General features: G+C 64.7%; 27 protein-coding genes. 5 read left to right on the top strand and 22 right to left on the bottom strand.

Features of this window, described 5'->3' with window-relative positions; genetic code table 11:
• Positions 1-74 precede the first annotated feature (74 nt).
• From LU671_RS23135 to LU671_RS23070, 13 genes are read right to left on the bottom strand one after another with little or no spacing between them, the layout of a single operon-like run.
• Complete coding sequence (locus tag LU671_RS23135) at positions 75-251, bottom strand: hypothetical protein (RefSeq protein WP_203651987.1); 177 nt, start codon at positions 249-251, stop codon at positions 75-77.
• On the bottom strand, positions 248-883 hold the full coding sequence (locus LU671_RS23130) for an HrpE/YscL family type III secretion apparatus protein (RefSeq protein WP_232857004.1): 636 nt from the start codon (positions 881-883) through the stop codon (positions 248-250). The genes LU671_RS23135 and LU671_RS23130 overlap by 4 nt, the downstream gene beginning before the upstream one ends.
• The gene (locus LU671_RS23125) at positions 862-1,476 is read right to left on the bottom strand and encodes a SctK family type III secretion system sorting platform protein (RefSeq protein ID WP_232857003.1); all 615 of its coding nucleotides are present in this window, start codon (positions 1,474-1,476) and stop codon (positions 862-864) included. Before LU671_RS23125 ends, LU671_RS23130 begins: the two co-directional genes overlap by 22 nt.
• A complete protein-coding gene (gene sctJ / locus LU671_RS23120; RefSeq protein WP_232857002.1) occupies positions 1,473-2,186 on the bottom strand; it encodes a type III secretion system inner membrane ring lipoprotein SctJ in 714 nt (237 codons plus the stop codon). The genes LU671_RS23125 and sctJ overlap by 4 nt, the downstream gene beginning before the upstream one ends.
• A 28-nt stretch (positions 2,187-2,214) precedes the next feature.
• Complete coding sequence (sctI, locus tag LU671_RS23115; RefSeq protein ID WP_203651978.1) at positions 2,215-2,553, bottom strand: type III secretion system inner rod subunit SctI; 339 nt, start codon at positions 2,551-2,553, stop codon at positions 2,215-2,217.
• Positions 2,550-2,771 carry a hypothetical protein gene (locus LU671_RS23110; RefSeq protein WP_232857001.1) on the bottom strand — a complete coding sequence of 74 codons (222 nt, stop codon included), beginning with the start codon at positions 2,769-2,771 and terminating at the stop codon, positions 2,550-2,552. Before LU671_RS23110 ends, sctI begins: the two co-directional genes overlap by 4 nt.
• Complete coding sequence (locus tag LU671_RS23105; RefSeq protein WP_232857000.1) at positions 2,768-3,118, bottom strand: YscG family type III secretion system chaperone; 351 nt, start codon at positions 3,116-3,118, stop codon at positions 2,768-2,770. Before LU671_RS23105 ends, LU671_RS23110 begins: the two co-directional genes overlap by 4 nt.
• A gap of 2 nt (positions 3,119-3,120) precedes the next feature.
• A complete protein-coding gene (locus LU671_RS23100) occupies positions 3,121-3,381 on the bottom strand; it encodes an EscF/YscF/HrpA family type III secretion system needle major subunit (RefSeq protein WP_232856999.1) in 261 nt (86 codons plus the stop codon).
• A gap of 1 nt (position 3,382) precedes the next feature.
• Positions 3,383-3,580 carry an EscE/YscE/SsaE family type III secretion system needle protein co-chaperone gene (locus LU671_RS23095; RefSeq protein WP_232856998.1) on the bottom strand — a complete coding sequence of 66 codons (198 nt, stop codon included), beginning with the start codon at positions 3,578-3,580 and terminating at the stop codon, positions 3,383-3,385.
• Positions 3,570-4,472, bottom strand: a complete 903-nt coding sequence (locus tag LU671_RS29470) for an FHA domain-containing protein (protein WP_269806798.1) — start codon at positions 4,470-4,472, stop codon at positions 3,570-3,572. Before LU671_RS29470 ends, LU671_RS23095 begins: the two co-directional genes overlap by 11 nt.
• Before the next feature lies 1 nt (position 4,473).
• Positions 4,474-5,994 carry a type III secretion system outer membrane ring subunit SctC gene (gene sctC, locus LU671_RS23080; protein WP_269806797.1) on the bottom strand — a complete coding sequence of 507 codons (1,521 nt, stop codon included), beginning with the start codon at positions 5,992-5,994 and terminating at the stop codon, positions 4,474-4,476.
• Complete coding sequence (locus LU671_RS23075) at positions 5,982-6,404, bottom strand: CesT family type III secretion system chaperone (RefSeq protein ID WP_232856997.1); 423 nt, start codon at positions 6,402-6,404, stop codon at positions 5,982-5,984. Before LU671_RS23075 ends, sctC begins: the two co-directional genes overlap by 13 nt.
• Positions 6,405-6,438: 34 nt before the next feature.
• The gene (locus LU671_RS23070) at positions 6,439-7,212 is read right to left on the bottom strand and encodes a helix-turn-helix transcriptional regulator (RefSeq protein ID WP_442800109.1); all 774 of its coding nucleotides are present in this window, start codon (positions 7,210-7,212) and stop codon (positions 6,439-6,441) included.
• A gap of 308 nt (positions 7,213-7,520) precedes the next feature.
• On the opposite strand from LU671_RS23070, the gene LU671_RS23065 reads away from it, so the two are divergent.
• Positions 7,521-7,889 carry a CesT family type III secretion system chaperone gene (locus tag LU671_RS23065; protein WP_232856995.1) on the top strand — a complete coding sequence of 123 codons (369 nt, stop codon included), beginning with the start codon at positions 7,521-7,523 and terminating at the stop codon, positions 7,887-7,889.
• 7 nt (positions 7,890-7,896) lie between these two features.
• Here the strand turns inward: LU671_RS23065 and LU671_RS23060 are convergent, their stop codons facing one another.
• The 6 genes from LU671_RS23060 to LU671_RS23035 all read right to left on the bottom strand — a co-directional run bounded on the left by LU671_RS23060 (position 7,897) and on the right by LU671_RS23035 (position 13,560).
• Complete coding sequence (locus tag LU671_RS23060) at positions 7,897-8,481, bottom strand: DinB family protein (RefSeq protein ID WP_232856993.1); 585 nt, start codon at positions 8,479-8,481, stop codon at positions 7,897-7,899.
• 11 nt (positions 8,482-8,492) lie between these two features.
• Positions 8,493-9,593, bottom strand: a complete 1,101-nt coding sequence (zapE, locus tag LU671_RS23055; RefSeq protein WP_232856992.1) for a cell division protein ZapE — start codon at positions 9,591-9,593, stop codon at positions 8,493-8,495.
• Between the two features lie 75 nt (positions 9,594-9,668).
• Complete coding sequence (locus LU671_RS23050) at positions 9,669-10,817, bottom strand: PQQ-dependent sugar dehydrogenase (RefSeq protein WP_232856991.1); 1,149 nt, start codon at positions 10,815-10,817, stop codon at positions 9,669-9,671.
• A gap of 21 nt (positions 10,818-10,838) precedes the next feature.
• Positions 10,839-11,159 (bottom strand): hypothetical protein, encoded by a 321-nt coding sequence (locus LU671_RS23045; RefSeq protein ID WP_186735038.1) that lies wholly within the window; start codon positions 11,157-11,159, stop codon positions 10,839-10,841.
• Between the two features lie 332 nt (positions 11,160-11,491).
• Positions 11,492-12,457 (bottom strand): agmatinase, encoded by a 966-nt coding sequence (gene speB, locus LU671_RS23040; protein ID WP_232856990.1) that lies wholly within the window; start codon positions 12,455-12,457, stop codon positions 11,492-11,494.
• A 23-nt stretch (positions 12,458-12,480) separates the two neighbouring features.
• On the bottom strand, positions 12,481-13,560 hold the full coding sequence (locus LU671_RS23035) for an extracellular solute-binding protein (protein ID WP_232856989.1): 1,080 nt from the start codon (positions 13,558-13,560) through the stop codon (positions 12,481-12,483).
• A 102-nt stretch (positions 13,561-13,662) separates the two neighbouring features.
• Between LU671_RS23035 and LU671_RS23030 the strand changes: the two genes are divergently transcribed.
• Entirely contained in the window at positions 13,663-14,553 is an 891-nt protein-coding gene (locus LU671_RS23030) for a LysR family transcriptional regulator (protein WP_232856988.1), read from the top strand.
• Between the two features lie 123 nt (positions 14,554-14,676).
• The gene (locus LU671_RS23025; RefSeq protein WP_203652624.1) at positions 14,677-15,147 is read left to right on the top strand and encodes an LEA type 2 family protein; all 471 of its coding nucleotides are present in this window, start codon (positions 14,677-14,679) and stop codon (positions 15,145-15,147) included.
• 25 nt (positions 15,148-15,172) lie between these two features.
• Here LU671_RS23025 and LU671_RS23020 read toward each other — a convergent pair whose 3' ends face one another.
• Complete coding sequence (locus LU671_RS23020) at positions 15,173-16,114, bottom strand: carbon-nitrogen hydrolase family protein (protein ID WP_232856987.1); 942 nt, start codon at positions 16,112-16,114, stop codon at positions 15,173-15,175.
• 65 nt (positions 16,115-16,179) lie between these two features.
• Positions 16,180-16,443: a hypothetical protein gene (locus tag LU671_RS23015; RefSeq protein WP_203651948.1), complete on the bottom strand. Its 264-nt coding sequence runs from the start codon at positions 16,441-16,443 to the stop codon at positions 16,180-16,182.
• A gap of 132 nt (positions 16,444-16,575) precedes the next feature.
• Between LU671_RS23015 and LU671_RS23010 the strand changes: the two genes are divergently transcribed.
• Positions 16,576-16,896, top strand: coding sequence for a DUF883 family protein (locus LU671_RS23010; RefSeq protein WP_031315252.1), 321 nt, complete (start codon positions 16,576-16,578; stop codon positions 16,894-16,896).
• Position 16,897: 1 nt separating this feature from the next.
• Here LU671_RS23010 and LU671_RS23005 read toward each other — a convergent pair whose 3' ends face one another.
• Positions 16,898-17,515: a tRNA-(ms[2]io[6]A)-hydroxylase gene (locus tag LU671_RS23005; RefSeq protein WP_232856986.1), complete on the bottom strand. Its 618-nt coding sequence runs from the start codon at positions 17,513-17,515 to the stop codon at positions 16,898-16,900.
• Between the two features lie 156 nt (positions 17,516-17,671).
• On the opposite strand from LU671_RS23005, the gene LU671_RS23000 reads away from it, so the two are divergent.
• Entirely contained in the window at positions 17,672-18,535 is an 864-nt protein-coding gene (locus tag LU671_RS23000) for a universal stress protein (RefSeq protein ID WP_232856984.1), read from the top strand.
• Positions 18,536-18,803 lie beyond the last annotated feature (268 nt).

The following is an 18,803-nucleotide window of genomic DNA, read 5'->3' as shown; positions in this document are numbered from 1 at the left end:
AGGGATCGCGCCAGATTCTAAAAATTGAGCAAGACAGTTGCTCCCACAGGTCCAGGACAATGGAGATGGGAGCGCTAGACCAGGATCCCACGCTGCGGCAATGGCCGGCGCACAGGCACGGTTTCTGCGCGCTCCCTCGCCAGATTCCGAGCAGGCTGGCGAAGCTGTGTCCAGAACACCTGGAGCAACGCATCGCGCTCCTGATCATCACGGATCGCCCGCGCGGCTGCGGCCAACACGGCTTCGTTCATGGCGTTCCAGCCTCATCGTCAAGGTGCCGTTGCGTCAGCGCCCGCTGCAACGCGGCCAACTGCCCTTCGATACTGGCATCGATCACGCAGCCTGCGGTCTCCAGGCGACAGCCGCCTCGCGCTAGCCTGGCATCGGCGCATACCTCGACAGGCCCGACCTCGGGATATAGCGCGAGCACTTCATCCAAACGCTGGCGAACCTCAGGCAACTGATCGGGCCCTACGTGCAGCAACAACGCTTCCATTGGCTGAACCTGCGCCAGCGCCTGACGGGTCGCGGCCAGTGTCAGCTCGATATCAGGGTACTCCCCCAGCACCTTGCACACGGCCTGGCGCACCACCTCGCTCATCTGCTGGTCGACCTGGCGATAGAAGGCATCGCAGCGCAAGCGTGTCCCATGCAGCAACGCCACCTGTTCGATGGCGGCCATTTCCAGTCCGACCTCCCGCCCGAGCCGCTGATGCTCCTCGAGCACCGCATCGGCCCGGGCATCGATATCCCGGGCACGCTGACGTGCGTTTTCGGTCAGTACGCTGGCATCGAGGTACTGCTGATAGTCAGCGCTGCGCAATACGTTCAGGCTCGGGTCGATCATCGGCCGGGCCTCATTCAACTCAATAAATGGCAACATTCCGGGCTCCTGTCTCGGGCCACTTTCAGGCAAAGGGTGCGTGCCAGGACGCGTTGTTCATCGTCCATCGGCCAAGTCGGCATTGCAGTCACGGCGGGCAGGCGCAGGTTCAGACGCCGAGCGAACCCCGAATCGATCTCACCGCATGCCTGCAGCCAGAACGACAAGCCACAACCAGGCAGGTACGCGTCCAGGTCACCGGCTGGCAGCGCCTGTTGCCAGCCCACAGGCCAAGGGCCAATGACGAGACACCACTTTTCCAGGCAATAGCGCAGGCCCTGTGGGTTGAGTGCCGCCCGCAACCGCGCCTGCCCCGACCGTTCGAGTACTTGTCGGATGGCCTGGCCATGCAGCAGGCCGCCCAAACTGGCCAACACCCGCTCCAACGCCGGCTGTGAAAACAGGGCCAGCCTACCGAGTCGTTCTGGCAAGTCGAACGGCTCGCACAGCGCCAGCACCGACATCAGCCAGCCGTTGACCTCGCGACTCTCCCGCCAGTACGGCAAGGCCTGAACCATCTGATCCAGCGCTTCGGGACAGTGGGTCGAATGCAGGTAGTGCGCCGGGCAGTAACGAAACTGGAACTCGGTCATGCTCTCTGACGCCACCACAGGTACTGCGCCAGGTTGCTCAGTACCAGCACCCCGAGCAGCACGCCCAGCAGCGCCACAAGCCGCCAGCGCGAACCTTCCAGAACCTGGATCGACAACAGCGTGACATGGCGCAGGCCCGCCAGCGGTTGACGCGCCTGGTTCGACGGCACCAGCACCACGCTGATGCGCTCGTAGTCCAGGCCTTCGATGCTGTTGCTCAACAGCTGTTTCATCTGCCCGATGTACAGCTCCAGCGCCGCATCCGCCGCATGTTTGATAAAGATCGACGCCGACGCTACGCCGGCCTGCGCGCGCAGGCCGTCACGGGGCTCCGGCAATACCACGTGCACCCGGGCCACCAGTACACCATCGATCTCCGACAAGGTCCGCGACAGTTCCTGTGACTTCACATAGGTCAGCCGCGCCTGTTCCTCCAAGGGCGAGGAGATCAGGCTGTCCCGGGGAAACACGTCATTGACCGTGGAGAACATCTCCCGCGGATAGCCCTGACGCTTGAGCGCCGCCACCGCGTGGCCGATATCGGCTTCGTCGATCAGGATCTTCACCTTGCCGTCCTTGTCCTGGGCCTTCACCGCTGCGATGCCCTCGGTGTCCAGCACCGCGAGCATTTCGTTGGCCTCGCGCTGGGCGAGGCCAAGGTAAAGCTCGACCCTGCACCCGCCCAGTGTCAGCACTGCCAGAAGCAGCATGCACTGCCATGATCTTTTCACAGGACACCTACTGGGCTTTCATGAGGGTTTCGATGTTCTGCGTGGTGCGCCCGACACCCTTGGCGATCAACTCTACCTGCAGGTTGCTGCGGATCAGCGACCAATGGGCGTCCATCAGTGCCACGGGGTCCCCCGTGCGCGAGACCAGGCTGGCCTGCGCGCCCTGCCGGGCTTCGGTATGCTGCTGGTGGAGCTGTCCTATCTGGTGCAGCAGTCCATCGCCAGGGCTGTCGGCGGCACCGGAAAGCGCTTGCTCGAACTCGGCCACCTGCCGGGAATCGGCAGCCGGTGCTGACAGGGACTGCAGGTCGGTGACAACCCGGGTTACCTCGGTAATGCCATTCATGAGTCGCCCTCCACCGTGAAGGAATCATTCAGCAGGTCCATCGCCATGGCGAGCACTTGCAGCCTCGTTTGCTGCGTCAGTTCCGAGGACACCTGTTCGCGGGTTTGATGTTCAACAAGGCTTGCCTGGAACTCGGCTGCGTCTTGATCACTGTGCGTGGGCAACGCGATCAGTGCACCTTGCGCACCAGACACAAGCGCCGAGGCCAGCGGACTCATGCCACCACCTGGGCGCGCATGCCCTGGGCAAAGCGGACCAGGTCAGGATCACCGCTCTGCGCCATGCCCTCGAGACGCCGCTCAAGCACGGCCATGTAGCCCAACTGACGCTCGCACAGCGCCAGCCACGGCTCGAGGGATGGCCAGGGTGCCTGGTTGCCCTCTGCCAGGGCTTCCTCGCAACGCCCCTGCCCCATCAGGCTGGCAATGCGTATCGCACAGGCGGCCTCCATGGTTGCCGGTTCCCGGGCCAGCCATTGCGCGATGCACAACGCCTCGTCATGGTGACGATGCTCGACACCCAGCAGGCCCAGGCGGGCCATCAGATTGTTCACGGAATGGTTCATGCTCAGAACTTCTGCAGGATGCTGCTGAGAGTGTTCTTGAAGGTCTGACCCAGGGTCGCATCGACCTGGAACACGTTCGACCAGATGTTCGTACGATGGCGCATGTCGGCCAGCAACGCAGGATCGTCACTTTTCTTGTTGAGCTTCTCGAGCGAATCGAGAACATCCTTGTTGGCCTTTTGTACCTGCTCGACCATCCCCTTGTGCACCATGTCCATGGTGTTGCTGGTACCGTCGTAGAAGCCGCTGCTGATGTTCGTCATTTCAGTGTTCCTCCAGTTTCTCGAGTATTTTCAAGGCTGCTTCAAGGGCCGCCAGTTGTTGGTGCAATTCCTGGAACTCGGAAGGTGGCAGCGGCTCCGACAACTGCCTGGCACAGGCCTGCCGTGCGTGCTCCAGCACCGAGAACATTCGCGCCTGCTTACGCGGATCACGCACCTCCCACATGAGTTCATCCATCATCTGCCGGTCTCTCCTTCAGGTTGATCACGTAGTCCCGGCCACCCTTGCTCAGCGTGATCGCCTGCCGATCGATCGCCAGGATGCGAATGCCGGAGGGCATCAGTGCCCCCACTGGGTAACGGCGGTTGTCGCTCAGCGTCACGTAGGGCAACCGCCCCAGTGAGACGCCTCGAACAGGGAAATCGAGTTTCGCGGGCGCAGGTGCCCTGCCCTCGTCGACCAAGCGCAATGATGGGTGGTCGCCGAATGCCTCGCGGTACTGTCGCTGCAGGTTCTGGTAGTCCTGGAGCTGGCGCTCGCGCAGCGCCCCGCGCAGCACCAGGGTGTGTCCCTGGTCGGTCACGCTCAAGGTGTCCTCCAGGCGCCATTCGCGCAGCAGTTGCGCCAGCCGCGTCCGGGCTTGCTCCCGGGGCTGGGGCGGTTGCTCGACGGGCGCTACCACTGCTGTTGGCGTGTCCTGTGCCTCAGCGTCGGCAATCAACAATCGCGTGAGCAACACGAGCAGCAAAAGCAACCCGGCACCCGGCACCATGAACCAGCCGTGGCGCAAGCCTGACCGAGAACGCTGCGCGGGAAGCCACTCGGCGAACAGGTCGTCTTGATTGCAGAAGGCCCACTGCAGCGGACCGCAACATTGAGTCGCCAATGCCTGGAGTTCGGCCTGCGCTGCCACCTCTCGTCCATCCTGGGTGGGTGCTTCGCTCGAACCCCACTCCAGCAAGCGTACGCCACCGGCCTCGACCATCAGCACCAGGTGAATGGCGGCAATGCCCGTATCCGCCAGCACCAGGTCGGCCTGGGCCGGATCGGCGCCGATGACCACCCGCCCAGGCATCAGGGACACCTCGGCGCCGGCATTCAAACCGCTGTAGAGCCGCAGTTTCCAGGTCATATCAGGCACGCTCGCCAAGCCCGGGGTCAATCAGCCTCGGCTCGATCAGGAACAGGCGCACCGAACGACGGGTGTTGCTCGACTGATAGCGGAACAAGGCGCCCAGGAAGGGAATGTCACCCAGCAACGGGACCTTGCGGATGCTTTCGCTCGTCTCGCCGCGATGGATGCCGCCGATCATCAGACTCTGCCCAAGGTCTACCCGGGCCAGCGTGTCGATGACCGTGCGGCTGATGGTGGGAATGCCATCGGACCCGGTGCTGTTGGGCTTCTGGCTGCCATCCTCGATATGCAGGCTCAGGCTGATTTCCGGCCGGTCCGCGCTGCGGATCAGGCGTGGCGTCATCTTCAGCAAGGTGCCGTAGGTAATGGCCTTGAGCTCGGCCACCCGCTCGCCCATCACCCGCACATAGTAGGTTTCGCTGTGATCGATCACCGCCAGGGTGTTTTCCTGGGTCAGCAAGGTCGGGCGTGATACCACCTGGGCATGACCCTCGCCCTGCATCAGGGTGATCTTGGCCAGCAGCCGGTTCAATCCCCGACTATCGACCAGGCTGCCAGCCAACGTGGTTTGCGCCAATCCCGCTTGGGTTCGGATGTCCATCAGTTGATGCTTACCGACTCCGAACTGCCATTCCACGCCCAGCTCATCCAGGTGTTCGGCGTTGATATCGAGGATCGTCAGGCCTACCTCTATCCGCGCCGCCGGCCGGTCCAGCGCCATGACCAGGCGCCGGTACATGGGCAGGCGCTCGGCGTGATCACGCACGATGATGGAATTGATCGACGGTTCGGCCTGGACCACGGCCCGGCCGGCACGCACGGGCGCGCCCTCTCCCACGGACTGGCCGTCGACCGCCACCACATTGGCATCGGCCAGCACCCGGGAAAGGAGCGTGGCCACGCCGGGCACCGCCACCTTCTGTTCGCGATAGTCGATCTCGCGGTCCACGGCCACCGCATGCCGGAGTGGGATCACCTCGACGCTCAGGCTGCCACCCAGTTCATCCTGCAGGCTGGCCTGCTGCTCCAGGGCCTTGACGGTCTGCTCGACCCGGTCCAGATAGCGGGGCGGTCCCGACGCATACACCAGCCGTCCACCCGACGTGGCACGCCAGGCAAAGCGCGAGGTCCAGCCACCACCCTCCTGGAGCGCCGCACGTAGTTGCGGCTCGCGTACCCTGTCCAGGTGGATCAGGCGGGTCTGCACTTCGCTCGACTTGTCGACATGCAGCACCGCGCCGTCGTAGTACCAGGCCAGGTTGTAGAGCACCGCGACCTGCTCGAGAAACGCCTGCGGGTCCGGCTGCTCGAAGGTGGCGCTAACCTGGTCCCTGACCTTGTCGCTGACCACCACCGAACCTTGATAGTTGGTGGCAAAATTGGTCAGCACATCGCGCAGGCTCTCGCCCTGGGCGATGTAGTGGAACGGCTCGTCCGCCCAATCCAGCGGCTCGCCCTGGGCGACAAGACTGGCCAGCAGGGCTGCCAGACCGGTGGCAAGCGATCTCATGGCAGCCATACGCTTGCTCCACGGGCAATCAGGGGTGTCGGGCCGCGACGGAACGCGCACAGGACATTCAGCAGGGCGAGCTGAACCCCGAGCACATGCTCAAGGGCATCCACATCGCCCTTTGACAGGTCTATCCAGGCCTCAAGCAGCAGTTCTCCCTCAGGTGTCAGTGCCAACCGCTGCGGGCACTGCGCAGCCCACGCAACGAGCATGCCCGAGAGGCGGCGCAGGACCTGTTGGTCGAGACTGGCGCCTTGACCAACCACCGACGATAGCGAGCTGCGAACCACCAGCCGTACGCCACGCGGTTCGAGCCGCAGGCCATGGCCATCAATGCACAGGTGGTAGCCGCCAGCATCATCGGCCAGCCATGGCGCCATGCCCAGCCGGCGGGCCAGCTGCGTGGAAAGTCTGTTCATACGGGTCTTGTCCATGCGAGGTAGGGGTTGGCGTCTAGCGACGGGCGTCGCTGGGCGTGCAACCGAAACGCCGGCGATAGCTCTGGCTGAAATACGACTGGCTGGAAAAGCCGCTTTCCATGGCGATGTCGACAATGCTCATGCGCGTGTTCAGCAGCAGATGATGCGCGTGGACAATCCGGCGCTCGGTGATCCAGGCCCGCGGCGAGCAGTTGTAGAAGGAGCAGAACAGGCTCTTGAATGCCGTCAGGCCCAGCCCGAAGGCCTCGGCGTACTGGTCCAGGCGCCACTCGCGCAGGTAGTGCTGCTCCATGAAGGCGTGCAGGCGATCGACATGGCGATTGCCCTGCTGCCGCAGGGCTGCCAGCAATGCCCGGCCCTGCGCCCCGAACACCAGCAGCAACAGCAACTCCTCCAGGCGCAGCATTGCCAGCATCGACGAGGTCCCCTCGCCTTCGAGCCCCGCCAGGCGGGTCACGCATTCCTGCGCCGCGGTGCAGGGGTGAAGCCGCAAGGTATTCACACCGGGCTCGCCGCAGCGCTCGAGATGGCTCAGTTCCTGGCCGTGGCGCTGCATGAACGCCTGCACGAAATTCACGTCCAGCGGCAACCACAGCACCTGGCACGCCTGCCATCGGGTCGCCACCAGGTAGGTGCCACGCTTGACGAACAGCAGCTCGCCGGCCTGTAGATCGATGACATTGTCTTTTTCGCGCACGGCCAGCTCGCCTGCCATGATCGCGTAGAAGCCTTCCTGCCCCTGGGACGCAAAACCCGCCCCGACAACATCCAACTGCCGCCCTTGCACACACCAGTCCTCAACTGGAGAAATCCCTCTCGCACCAGGCCGTACTTCCCGTAGACCCCTTTACACACCACGTCGAAGCTCAACGGGTGTAGACATGGCCATAGGCTACGATGCCCTCCCCTGCTTGAACGCAGGGATTGTCCTGGAATGGGCGGAGGCATTTCGCCACCATCTGTAGGAAGTTCGCTGAACCTGGCGCACGGCAGAAAGTGAGCGACAGCCAGCAGCTAAAAAACGACGACAGCCTCCGATAGTCGGGCAAGCAGCGTGGTCGTTACCGTGGCGGTCCCCTCCAACGAGAACTCGCCATGCCAGGCACAAACTATGACTATGCGTTGACCCAGCTGTACGCGGCCTTGAAGCTGGATCCCCCAGTGGCCTTCGAGCCGGTGATCAGCCTGCGGGTAGGCACCCATGTGTGCAACGTGACCGAGCACCCCGCCGACCAGTTGCTGATGTTCATCGAACTACCCGCCATCGACGACGTACGCTGGGGCCAGCAGAACCTGTTCTGCCAGGACGCCTGCAAGCCCGTGCTCGGCCTCGACCCGATCACGGGCTGCCAGGTGCTATGGAACCGCCAATCCCTGATGCAGATGGACCGCGCCATGGTGCATCACCAACTGGAACAGCTGGTTCAGGCCGCCCATGATCTGGCCGACGGCGAAACACCCTGAATGGCGTTCAGCGCTGCGCCCAGATCTGCGCTTCGCTCCACCCCAGGGCGGCAAAGTCCTCGGCGCGCAGCGAGGCCTCCTCTTCGCAGAAGAATTCGTCCAGTTGCGGAGGCCTGACCGCCGTGTCGCTGAGCATCGCGTGCACCTGGCCGCGGTGGTGGATCTGGTGCTCGAACAGGTGCGACAGCAAGCGCAGGCGCGGCTCATGCTGCATCCGCTCCGGCCGCACGATGCTGACATAGCGCCCGAGTTGGTCATCGCGCAATTGCCGGCAGTAAGCGATCAGCCGCTGGTCGGCCTGGGCCTGCTGGGCTTGCAGGTCGGTACAGGTAGCGAAAGGCTGCTCGGGCACGAAGAAGCGCTCGCCGTCCGGGTCGGGCGTTGCCCCGCGCTGCTCGCACTCCAGCGCGTCCAGGTAGAACCAGTCCACCGTCAACAGGTGGTTGAGGGTGGCCTTGATCGAGGGGAAGAAGCTGCAACGGGGGGCGACGAACTCGTCCTGGGTCAGTTGCAGGCAGGCCTTGTACAGGCGATGGTTGGCCCAGCCGTTGTTGTAGGCCTGGGTCAGCAGATGATGCGACAGCGGCTCCATGGTCGGCTCCTTCAGGCGAAGCGTTGCAGTTGCATCTCCCGTAGCCGGCTCAGGGTCCGTTGGTACGGGAACGCCAGATACCCTTGAGTGTAGAGCGCTTCCAGCGGGACCTCGGCCTCCAGGTACAACGCGACCCGCCGGTCGTAACACTCGTCGACCAGCGCGATGAAACGCCGCACGCTGTCATCCTTGGGCGCCAACGTCGGCAGTTCGCGGTCTCCGGCCTCGACACGGGCGGCGCCATCTTCAGTGCCACGGGCGATACGCCCGGCCTGCTGCACGCCGCCCAGGGCCGGCACATCACTCAGCAGAATGGCCGGGTAACGGTCGCACAACGCCATGAAGTCCATGGCGGCCAGGGGCTGCTCGCACAGATCGGCAAATCGACACCAGAGCGCCCGCGGGCTGTGGCGCACGACCTGAACGTGGCGCGAGCCGATCTGCACGGCCTGCGCGCTGCCGGGGTCATCCGGGCTCAACTGGTCGAACACCGTCGACAACGCCCCGCCACCTCCCGCTGGCGCCACCCAGTAGCGTTGCAACCGTGCCCCCGGGTGCAGGCGATGGTCCTGCTCTCCGGCCACCGACAGCACGCGCATATGCTGCTCGATGGCGGCAATGGCCGGCAGGAAGCGCTCGCGATTGAAGCCGTCGCGGTACAGTTGGTCGGGGGGCTGATTGGAGGTGGCGACGATTACTACGCCCTGGTCGAACAACACCTGGAACAGCCGACCGAGGATGATCGCGTCACCGATATCGCTGACGAACAGCTCGTCGAAACACAGCACGCGAATCTCGCCAGCCAACTCGCGGGCCAGGGCCTTGAGCGGGTCGGCGGTGCCGTTGAGCTGGAACAGGCGCTGGTGGACCCAGGCCATGAAGTGATGGAAGTGCTGGCGCCGGGCAGGTAGCGACAACGAACGGTGAAACAGGTCCATCAACCAGGTCTTGCCACGGCCCACCGGGCCCCAGAGGTACAGGCCCTGGGTCGACTTGTCCTGGCCCAGGGCATCGAAGCAGGCCTGCAATGCGGTGACGGCGGCCGCCTGGTCCGGGTCGGGAAAGTAGCCGCGTTCAGTGAGGGCCTGGAGGTAGAGGGATTCTGGCGTCATGCCGGCCATGGTACGACACTTTCGCCCCTATCGTGCGTGGGAGCGGGCGTGCCCCGCGATAAGCCCCCTCAGCCATCATCCGTCCTTCAAGCCCACCTTCAGCAATGCCCCGTCCTTGGCATCGGTCAGCACATACACATAACCATCCGGCCCCACTCGCACATCGCGGATCCGCGCCTTGAGATCGCCCAACAAGCGTTCTTCATGCACGATCTTGTCACCATCGAGCTGCAAACGGATCAACTCCTGGGTCGCCAGGGCGCCAATGAACAGGTTGTGTTCCCACGCCTTGAAGGTCGGGCTGTCATAGAACGCCATGCCGCTGATGCCCGGCGACTTCTCCCACACATGATGCGGGTCGACCATGCCATCGACGTGCTTGCCCTTGGCTTCCGGGATCGGCAGCATCGAGTAATTGATGCCATGGGTGGCGATCGGCCAACCGTAGTTCTTGCCGGGCCGTGGAATGTTGATCTCGTCGCCGCCACGGGGGCCATGCTCGTGGGTCCACAGCTGGCCGGTCCAGGGGTTCAACGCCGCGCCCTGCTGGTTGCGGTGGCCGAACGACCAGATCTCCGGGCGCACATTGTCGCGGCCGACCAAGGGGTTGTCCCTGGGTACCTCGCCATCGGGCAGGATGCGCACGATCTTGCCCTGCAGCTTGTCCAGGTCCTGGGCGGTGGGCCGCTGGTTGTTCTCGCCCAGGGCGATGAACAGGTAACCGTCGCGGTCGAATACCAGCCGCGAACCGAAATGATTGCCTTCGGAGAGCTTGGGCTGCTGACGGAAAATCACCGTGAAATTCTCCAACCGCGCGCGGTCCTGGGACAGCTGGCCACGGCCGACCGCAGTCCCCGCCTTGCCGTCAGGGCCTTCTTCGGCGAACGACAGATAGACCGTTCGGTCCTTGTCGAAGTCCGGCGACAGCACCACGTCGAGCAGGCCACCCTGGCCTTCGGCCCACACCTTGGGCACGCCGGACAATGGCGGGCCGACCTTGCCCTCTGCACTGACAATGCGCAGGTTGCCGGGGCGTTCACTCACCAGCATGTCCTTGCCACCCGGCAGGAAGGCCAGGGCCCAGGGGTTGCGCAGGCCGTCGGCGACAGTGCTGACGGTCAGTTGCCCCGCTTCACTGGGAAATTCCTGCTCGGCGGCCGCCTGGGCCAACAGCGGAAACAGGCTGGCGGCGGCCAGGGTGGTCAACCAGGTACGTGGCGTCATGCTCGATTCCTTCGAAGGGGCTCACGGCACGCGCAGCGAATCGCGTGGTGGCCGGGTGGGTTCCAGGTTCGGGGTCTGCTGCTCGCGGCGCAGGTTGTCGCCATTGCCGATACCGCGGTTGTCGAGAGTCGGCGGGCGCGGGTTGGGTTGCGTGGACGGGCCGCGCACCGGCGGCGTGGCGGGCACGCTGCCCTGGCGGCTGTTGGGGTTGGCACGCATGATCGGGCTGTTGTACGGGTTGTTGCTGTCGTTGGCGGCGAGCAACGGCGCCGGCAGGGGCGCCGCCTGGAGCGGCATGGCCAGCAACAGGCCGAGGCCCAGGATTGGCAGGGTGGGGTTCATGCTTCACCTCCGGTACGAAAAGGCGCGCTCCAGGGTTGGATAGCCTAAAGCGCGCAGGGTTCGACGCAAAAGGATGAATGTGGGTCCTGATGTTTCAGTATGGCCCCCTGGGCTGCGCTGTCGCGTAGGGAACAGGGTTCCAGCGTGGGAGCGGGCTGGTCGGAACGCCGCACCGCCCGGATCACCGGCGAAGCCGGTGCCAAACGCCACATCGCGGGGCAAGCCCGCTCCCACGCGGCTCCAGTCAAATCAAAGATTTATGTTTTGTTCCATGAGAGCGGCCTTGCCGAGGCGTCGGACCGGCCGGAAAGGGCCGCAAAGCGGCCCCTGCGCTACCTTGCCATATCCACCTTGTGCCGCGCCGCATACAGGCACAGCATCTCCATCGCCAGCGTCGCCCCGGCCAGCGCGGTGATATCGGCATGGTCATAGGCCGGCGCCACCTCCACCAGGTCCATGCCCACCAGGTTGATCCCGCGCAAGCCGCCGAGGATCTCCAGCGCCTGCACCGTGCTCAGCCCCCCGCATACCGGCGTGCCGGTGCCGGGCGCGAAGGCCGGGTCCAGACAGTCGATATCGAAGGTCAGGTACACCGGCCTGTCCCCCACCCGCTGGCGGATCGCGGCGATGATCGCCTCGGTGCCCGAACGATGTACCTGGCGGGCATCGAGGATGGCGAACCCCTGGCTGTCGTCATTGGTGGTGCGCAGGCCGATCTGCACCGAGTGCGCCGGGTCCACCAGGCCTTCGCGCGCCGCGTGCCAGAACATGGTGCCGTGGTCGATGCGCTTGCCCTCCTCATCCGGCCAGGTGTCGCTGTGGGCGTCGAAGTGCACCAGCGCCAGCGGGCCATGCCGGCGGGCATGGGCCTTGAGTAGCGGATAGCTGATGAAGTGGTCGCCACCCAGGGTGAGCATGGCGCAGCCGGCCTCGAGGATGTGCTCGGCGTGCGCCTCGATGCTGTCCGGCACCGACGCGGGCGTGCCGCTGTCGAACGCGCAGTCGCCGTAGTCGATCACCGCCAGGTGATCGAACGGGTCGAACGTCCAGGGCCAGTGTCGGGCCCAGGCTTGCTGCACCGAGGCGTTGCGGATCGCCCGCGGGCCGAAGCGCGCGCCGGGGCGGTTACTGGTGGCGGTGTCGAACGGCACACCGCTGACCACCACGTCGACACCGCGCAGGTCGCGGCTATAGCGGCGCCGGGAAAAACTGGTGATACCGGCATAGGTGCTCTCGGCGGCGGTGCCGTAGAGGCTGTCACGGGTCATGGCCTGGTCGTTGTCCTGGGCGAGGTCCACGGTCTGTCTCCTGTCGTTGTTGTTCACTGGCGGCTGCGGAAGGTGGTCCACAGGCGGTTGCGCTGGCGCAGGTCGGACAGCGCCATGCTGCGGTCGGCGAACAGGCGCTGGCGCACCTCGGCCGGCGGGTAGATGTCCGGGTCATTGCGGATCGCCGCATCCACCAGCGGCGTCGCGGCCTGGTTGGCGTTGGCGAAGAACAGCGTGTTGGTCAGCGCCGCCACCGATTCTGGGCGCAACATGAAGGCGATGAAGGCACGGGCCGCCTCGGGGTGCGGCGCGTCCTTGGGGATCACCAGGTTGTCCTGCCAGACCAGGGTGCCCTCGCGGGGGATGCGGTAGATCAGCTCGAACGGCTTGCCGGCGCGACGGGCCTGGTCGGCGGCCATGGCAGCGTCGCCGTTGTAGGTCAGCGCCAGGCACACGCTGCCGTTGGCCAGGTCGTTGATCTGGCGGCCGTTGGCCACGTAGCTGATCGACGGCTGCAACTGCTGCAACAGTGCCTGGGCGGCGTCCAGGTCGGCCTTGCTCTGGCTGTACGGGTCCTTGCCCAGGTAGTTGAGGGTCAGGCCGATTACCTCCTGGGGCGAGTCCGGCATGGCGATCCCGCAGTCCTTCAGGCGGCTGGCGTATTCGGGCTTGAACAACAGGTCGAGGCTGTCCAGCGGCACATCGCCCAGGCGCTGGCGCACGGCCTCGACATTCACCCCCAGCCCCAGCGTGCCCCAGGTGTATGGCACGGCATGGCGGTTGCCGGGGTCGGCCTCGGCCAGCTTGGCCAGCAGGTCCGGGTCGAGGTTGGCGTAGCCGGGCATCGCCTGCGCCTCGAGCGGCTGCAGGGCGCCGGCCTTGAGCGCCCGGGCCAGCACCGTGGCCGACGGCACCACCACGTCGTAGCCGCTGCCGCCGGTGAGCAGCTTGGTCTCCAGCACCTCGGTGGTGTCGAAGGTGTCGTAGCGGACCTTGTAGCCGGTTTCCTGCTCGAACCGCGCCAGGGTCTGCGGGGCGACATAGTCGGCCCAGCTGTACAGGTTGACGACCTTCTCCTCGGCCTGCAGCGGCAGGGCGATCAACAATGAAAGCAGGCACAACGTTCGACGCATGGCGGGCACCTCGGCGTGGGGGTGGATGCCGCCAGCATGCCTGCCGGGTTACATTGTAAAAATGGCAACTTTGCGAAGCTGACATTCACCAGGATCAATGTGATGCTCGGACAATTGCACGACCCGGACCTGCACCTGCTGCGGCTGTTCGTCACTGTAGTCGAGGCCGGCGGCTTCAGCGCCGCCCAGGGCGTGCTGGGGCTCAGCCAGCCCAGCATCAGCCAGCAGATGGCCAGGCTGGAGACCCGCCTGGGCTATCGCCTGTGCAGCCGTGGCAAGGGCGGTTTCCGGCTGACCGAGAAAGGCGAGCTGCTGCTCCAGGCGACCCGAGGCCTGTTGCTGCAGATCGAGCAGTTCCGCCAGCAGGCCAACGGCGTGGCCGGACGCTTGCTTGGCACGCTGCGCATCGGCCTGGCCGAGAACCAGGACCGCGAGGTCACCTTGCGCCTGGCCCGGACCATCGCCCGTTTTCGCCAACGCGACGAGCATGTCCGCCTGGAACTGACCAGCGCGCCACCCGCCGAGCTTGAACGGTTGTTGCTGGAACAGCGCCTGGACTGCGCCATCAGTTACTTCTCCGGCAACCAGGCGGCATTCGATTACCTGCCATTGTTCGAGGAACGCCAGCGACTCTACTGCGGCCAGGGGCATGAGCTGTTCGACCAGGTCCAGGTCAGTCGCGAGCAATTGCTGGAGGCCGACCAGGTCTGCCATCCCTACCGCTTTCTCAAGCAGGGCGAACCCTTCCAGAGCCGACGCAGCCTGGCGGTGGCGGAACAGATCGACAGCGCGCTGACGTTGATCCTGTCGGGACGCCATATCGGCTACCTGCCCTGCCACTGCGCCGCGTCCTGGGAGGCCCAGGGGTTGTTGCGGGCACTGGACCCGACACTGGATTTCGTGGTGCCGTTCACCTTGGCGCGGCACCGTGGGCAGGAGCCCGGTGAAGCGCAGCAGGCGTTCATGGAAGATCTGCGCAGTGTATTCGTTTGAATTGGGGCCGCTTTGCGGCCCATCGCGGGCAATCCCGCTCCCACAGGAGCCGCACATTCCTTGATAGCGGCGCCACGCATTTGCCACACTGAGGACTCGCCCGTGTCCCGAGACCCTATCACCATGTATGCCCGCGCCTGCCTGATCCTGCTGCTGACCCTTGGCCTGAGTGCCTGCGCCCTGTTCCAGGGCCGTGACCCGCTGAACATCAGCGTGATCGGCATCGATCCTTTGCCCGGCCAGGACCTGGAGCTGCGCATGGCGGTGAAGATCCGCGTGCAGAACCCCAACGAAACCCCGGTGGACTTCAACGGCATCGCCCTCAACCTGGAAGTCAACGACCAGCCCCTGGCCGCCGGAGTGAGTGATCAACGCGGGCATATCGGTCGCTACGACGAGGCGGTGATCGTGGTGCCGGTGAGCATCACCGCCTTCGCCTTCCTGCGCCAGGCCTATGGCCTGAGCCGGGTGGAGTCCCTGCAAGGCCTGCCCTATGTATTGCGCGGCAAGCTGGCGGGCGGCACGCTCGGGACAATGCGCTTCACCGACAAAGGCAAGCTGGACCTGCCCGCCGCCACAAGTGCCGGCTGGTAAACCTGTTGTTCAGGTAAGCGAACGATCACTCGCCAGCAGCGGCGGAACCGACAAAGCGCACACCGGGGCGTGGACGTTCATCCACGCTGAGTTCGAACACATCCGGCCGTGCATAGTGGCCGACCACATCGAAGTCGTAACGTGCACGTACCAACTCATCGGTGTCGACCTCGGCACAAAGCAACCCTCGTTCACCTACCAGGGGCCCAGCGAGTACCTCGCCGAGGGGGCCGACGATCACGCTGCCACCGTTGATCAACGGCCGGTCTGCCGGCCAGTTGGCCACCTCAAGGCCGAGCGCCGCCGGTGAGTCCTGCACCTGGCAGGCACTGATGACGAAACAGCGTCCTTCGGCGGCGATATGGCGCATGCTGACCTGCCACAGCTCGCGCTCATCCACCGTCGGCGCGCACCACAGCTGCACGCCCTTGGCGTACATGGCAGTGCGCAGCAGGGGCATGTAGTTCTCCCAGCATATCGCCGCGCCGATGCGCCCGGCGCGGCTCTCCACGACCGGCAGCGTGGAGCCGTCGCCCTTGCCCCAGATCAGCCGCTCGGTGCCGGTGGGCATCAGCTTGCGGTGCTTGGCCACCAGGCCGCCTTCAGGCTCGAAGAACAGCACGGTGCAGTACAGGGTATTGCCGCTGCGCTCGATCACGCCAAGCACCAGGCTCGCCCCGGTGCGCGCCGACAGCCCGGCCAGCGCCTCGGTTTCGGCACCCGGTACATCGATGGCGTTGGCGAAATAGCGGGCGAAGGCTTCACGCCCCTCGGGCAGGCGATAACCGAGCTGGGTACCGAACCCCTCGCCTTTCGGGTAACCGCCGAGCAACGCCTCGGGCATCACCACCAGGCTGGCACCGGCCTCGCGGATGGCCTGCTCGTAGCCGAGGATCTGTTCCAGGGTGGCAGCCTTGCCCGCAGGCAGCGAGCCGATCTGCAGGGCGGCAACGATGGATCTTGGCATCCTGGGGACTCCTGTCAGAAGAAAGCCGAAAGGTGCGCACCCCGCACCGCAAGTGTTCGCCTGCCTCAGCGGCTGGTGCTGGCGGCGGCCATCATCTTGTTCACTTCACTGCGTACCAGTTGGGTGAATTCCGCCGGCGACATGCCGTCGAGCTCCGCACGCACCCACTCGGCCCACTTGCCCTTGCGCCGCGGTTTCTCCGCGATCAGCCGAGCGGCCTCACCCTTGGCCTTGCCCAGGTTGTTCTGCCAGTACTCGAACAAACGGGCCTTCTCTGCCTCGATCTGCGCCCGTTCCTGGAAGCTCATGTTGGCCAGATTGAAACTCATGGGGGTATTACCTGCCGCTGGGAAATGGGCGCTATCTTACACTGTAGCGACGCGCCATCGGTACGCCGCTGCAACTTTCCCGGCGCCGTGGCATCCACTGTTCAACGCCCAACCCTTCACGAGGATGTGTACATGGCCAGGAAAACCGCCGCGCAAGGCAACAACGACCAGATCAAGGATCAGGTGTTCAGCGAGCTGCAGGCATTGATCGAGGAGTCCGAAAAGCTGCTCAGCGACAGCGCGTCGCTGGTGGGTGAGGAAGCCGAAGGCATGCGCGCGCAACTGGGGCTGAAGCTGCGCCAGGCGCGCGACGCCACCAGCCGACTGGGCCAGAAGGCACAACCGGTGGTCGAGGCGACACAGGAGTACATTGGCGGCCACCCCTGGCAGACGGTGGCGATTTCCGCAGGTTTCGGCCTGGTGGTCGGCTTGTTGCTCGGGCGCCGCCAGTAGCTCAGGCGGCTTGCGCCAGCGGAATTCCACTGTGGAAGCGCAGTTCCTGGTCGGGTGAAGTAATCAGCCCGACCTCGGCCTCGCGCACCTGCTCCACCACCTGGGCGATATCCGCTTCGTCACCATACTGGTGGGCCAGCTTCAGGTAGCCCTGGTAATGCCGTGCCTCGCTCTTGAGCAGGCCGTGGTAGAAGGTGCCGAGTTCTTCGTCCAGGTGCGGCACCAGGGCGGCGAAGCGCTCGCAACTGCGCGCCTCGATAAAAGCCCCCACCACCAGGGTATCCACCAGCTTGACCGGCTCATGGGCGCGCACCAGCCGCCGCAGGCCCGAAGCATAGCGCCCGGCCGAGACCGGCCGCAGCGGCACGCCCCGGCGCTTCATCAGGCGCAACACCTGCTCGTGGTGCACCAGTTCCTCGCGGGCCAGGCGCGACATCATGTTGATCAGGTCGAGGTGGGTGTTGTATTTGGCGATCAAGCTCAGCGCGGTGCTGGCCGCCTTGAACTCGCAGTTCTTGTGATCGATCAGCAGGGTCTCCTGGTCGGCCAGCGCCGCCTCGATCCAGGCATCAGGGGTACGGCAACCGAGGAAGGCGTCGATTTCAGGAATCAGGGACATGGCACTCACAATCACACAGGACATCGGCAGGACCGGCGATTATACCGGCGGCCGTGCCGAGTGCCAGTGACTATGCTTGATACATATCAAGCGGCGGCGGCAGCGGCGCCGTCTATAGTCAGGCATTGGCCGCCATTCTGAAGGGAGTTCACGCCCATGCAAGCCGTACGCAGCATCCTTGTCGTCCTCGACCCCGAGCACGCCCACAGCCGTGCCCTGACCCGGGCCAAGCTGATCGCCGGGGTAACCGGCGCGCGCCTGCATCTGTTGATGTGCGACAAGAAGCAGGATCATGACGCGCTGCTCAGCTTGCTCAGCAGCCAGTTGCATGATGATGGGTATGACAGTGTCACCCATGAGCAGCATTGGAAGGACAATCTGCACAAGTCGATCATCCATGTGCAGCAGGCCGAAGGCTGTGAACTGGTGATCAAGGAGCATCGGCCGGACAATCCGCTGCGCAAGGCATTGCTCACCCCCAGCGACTGGAAGCTGCTGCGCGAGTGCCCCTGCGCGGTGCTGATGGTCAAGAGCGAGCGACCATGGACAGGTGGCAAGATCCTGGCGGCCGTGGATGTTGGCAATCAGGACGAAGCCCATCGCCTGCTGCATGCCAGCATCATCGACCATGGCTATGACATCGCCAGCTTGGCCAAGGGCGAGCTGCATGTGATCAGTGCCCACCCCTCGCCCATGCTGTCCGCTGCGGACCCGGTCTACCAGCTCACCGAGACCATCGAGAAGCGCTATCGCGAGGCGTGCAGGGCGTTCCAGGCGGAGTACGGCATTAGCGATGAACGCTTGCATGTCGCAGAAGGGCCGGCCGATGTGCTCATTCCTTATACCGAGAAGCAGTGCGATGCGGTGGTGACGATAATCGGCACCGTGGCCCGAACCGGGATTTCCGGCGCGCTGATCGGCAATACCGCGGAGGTGGTGCTGGACTCGCTGGAAAGCGATGTGCTGGTGCTCAAGAGCGAAGAGGCCAAGGCGCATTTGGCCGAGTTGGCGCGGGGCTGAAAGACGCAACGCGCCCCCTCTGTAGGAGCGGCCTTGTGCCGCGAAAGGGGCGCGTAGCGGCTCCGGGGTTTGTGCATCACGCTGATATCGCCGGGGCCGCGTTGCGGCCCTTTCGCGGCGCGAGGCCGCTCCTACAGGGGGAGACTGTGTTTATTTTGCAACGCAGAAAAGACAAAACCCCTACCTGCTCGCGCAGATAGGGGTTTTGCGAAATGAATCTTGACGATGACCTACTCTCACATGGGGAAACCCCACACTACCATCGGCG

The sequence above is a fragment of the Pseudomonas sp. NMI760_13 genome (genome assembly GCF_021283245.1).
Lineage (GTDB): Bacteria > Pseudomonadota > Gammaproteobacteria > Pseudomonadales > Pseudomonadaceae > Aquipseudomonas > Aquipseudomonas peradeniyensis.
The sequence above is the reverse complement of the archived record's forward strand: the minus strand, read 5'-3'. Positions and strand labels throughout refer to the sequence as shown.

Bases quoted from the DNA above. Each gene is read 5' to 3' on its own strand.
- LU671_RS23030 (WP_232856988.1), top strand. From the start codon at position 13,663: ATGCTCGGACAATTGCACGACCCGGACCTGCACCTGCTGCGGCTGTTC.
- LU671_RS23105 (WP_232857000.1), bottom strand. From the start codon at position 3,118: ATGAACCATTCCGTGAACAATCTGATGGCCCGCCTGGGCCTGCTGGGT.
- LU671_RS23065 (WP_232856995.1), top strand. From the start codon at position 7,521: ATGCCAGGCACAAACTATGACTATGCGTTGACCCAGCTGTACGCGGCC.
- LU671_RS23060 (WP_232856993.1), bottom strand. From the start codon at position 8,481: ATGGAGCCGCTGTCGCATCATCTGCTGACCCAGGCCTACAACAACGGC.
- LU671_RS23050 (WP_232856991.1), bottom strand. From the start codon at position 10,817: ATGACGCCACGTACCTGGTTGACCACCCTGGCCGCCGCCAGCCTGTTT.
- LU671_RS23000 (WP_232856984.1), top strand. From the start codon at position 17,672: ATGCAAGCCGTACGCAGCATCCTTGTCGTCCTCGACCCCGAGCACGCC.
- LU671_RS23100 (WP_232856999.1), bottom strand. From the start codon at position 3,381: ATGACGAACATCAGCAGCGGCTTCTACGACGGTACCAGCAACACCATG.
- LU671_RS23095 (WP_232856998.1), bottom strand. From the start codon at position 3,580: ATGATGGATGAACTCATGTGGGAGGTGCGTGATCCGCGTAAGCAGGCG.
- LU671_RS23135 (WP_203651987.1), bottom strand. From the start codon at position 251: ATGAACGAAGCCGTGTTGGCCGCAGCCGCGCGGGCGATCCGTGATGAT.
- sctI (WP_203651978.1), bottom strand. From the start codon at position 2,553: ATGAATGGCATTACCGAGGTAACCCGGGTTGTCACCGACCTGCAGTCC.
- LU671_RS23075 (WP_232856997.1), bottom strand. From the start codon at position 6,404: ATGAACAGACTTTCCACGCAGCTGGCCCGCCGGCTGGGCATGGCGCCA.
- sctJ (WP_232857002.1), bottom strand. From the start codon at position 2,186: ATGCTGCTTCTGGCAGTGCTGACACTGGGCGGGTGCAGGGTCGAGCTT.
- sctC (WP_269806797.1), bottom strand. From the start codon at position 5,994: ATGGCTGCCATGAGATCGCTTGCCACCGGTCTGGCAGCCCTGCTGGCC.
- LU671_RS23025 (WP_203652624.1), top strand. From the start codon at position 14,677: ATGTATGCCCGCGCCTGCCTGATCCTGCTGCTGACCCTTGGCCTGAGT.
- LU671_RS29470 (WP_269806798.1), bottom strand. From the start codon at position 4,472: ATGACCTGGAAACTGCGGCTCTACAGCGGTTTGAATGCCGGCGCCGAG.
- LU671_RS23045 (WP_186735038.1), bottom strand. From the start codon at position 11,159: ATGAACCCCACCCTGCCAATCCTGGGCCTCGGCCTGTTGCTGGCCATG.
- LU671_RS23130 (WP_232857004.1), bottom strand. From the start codon at position 883: ATGTTGCCATTTATTGAGTTGAATGAGGCCCGGCCGATGATCGACCCG.
- LU671_RS23005 (WP_232856986.1), bottom strand. From the start codon at position 17,515: ATGTCCCTGATTCCTGAAATCGACGCCTTCCTCGGTTGCCGTACCCCT.
- LU671_RS23015 (WP_203651948.1), bottom strand. From the start codon at position 16,443: ATGAGTTTCAATCTGGCCAACATGAGCTTCCAGGAACGGGCGCAGATC.
- LU671_RS23035 (WP_232856989.1), bottom strand. From the start codon at position 13,560: ATGCGTCGAACGTTGTGCCTGCTTTCATTGTTGATCGCCCTGCCGCTG.
- LU671_RS23010 (WP_031315252.1), top strand. From the start codon at position 16,576: ATGGCCAGGAAAACCGCCGCGCAAGGCAACAACGACCAGATCAAGGAT.
- LU671_RS23020 (WP_232856987.1), bottom strand. From the start codon at position 16,114: ATGCCAAGATCCATCGTTGCCGCCCTGCAGATCGGCTCGCTGCCTGCG.
- zapE (WP_232856992.1), bottom strand. From the start codon at position 9,593: ATGACGCCAGAATCCCTCTACCTCCAGGCCCTCACTGAACGCGGCTAC.
- LU671_RS23110 (WP_232857001.1), bottom strand. From the start codon at position 2,771: ATGAGTCCGCTGGCCTCGGCGCTTGTGTCTGGTGCGCAAGGTGCACTG.
- LU671_RS23125 (WP_232857003.1), bottom strand. From the start codon at position 1,476: ATGACCGAGTTCCAGTTTCGTTACTGCCCGGCGCACTACCTGCATTCG.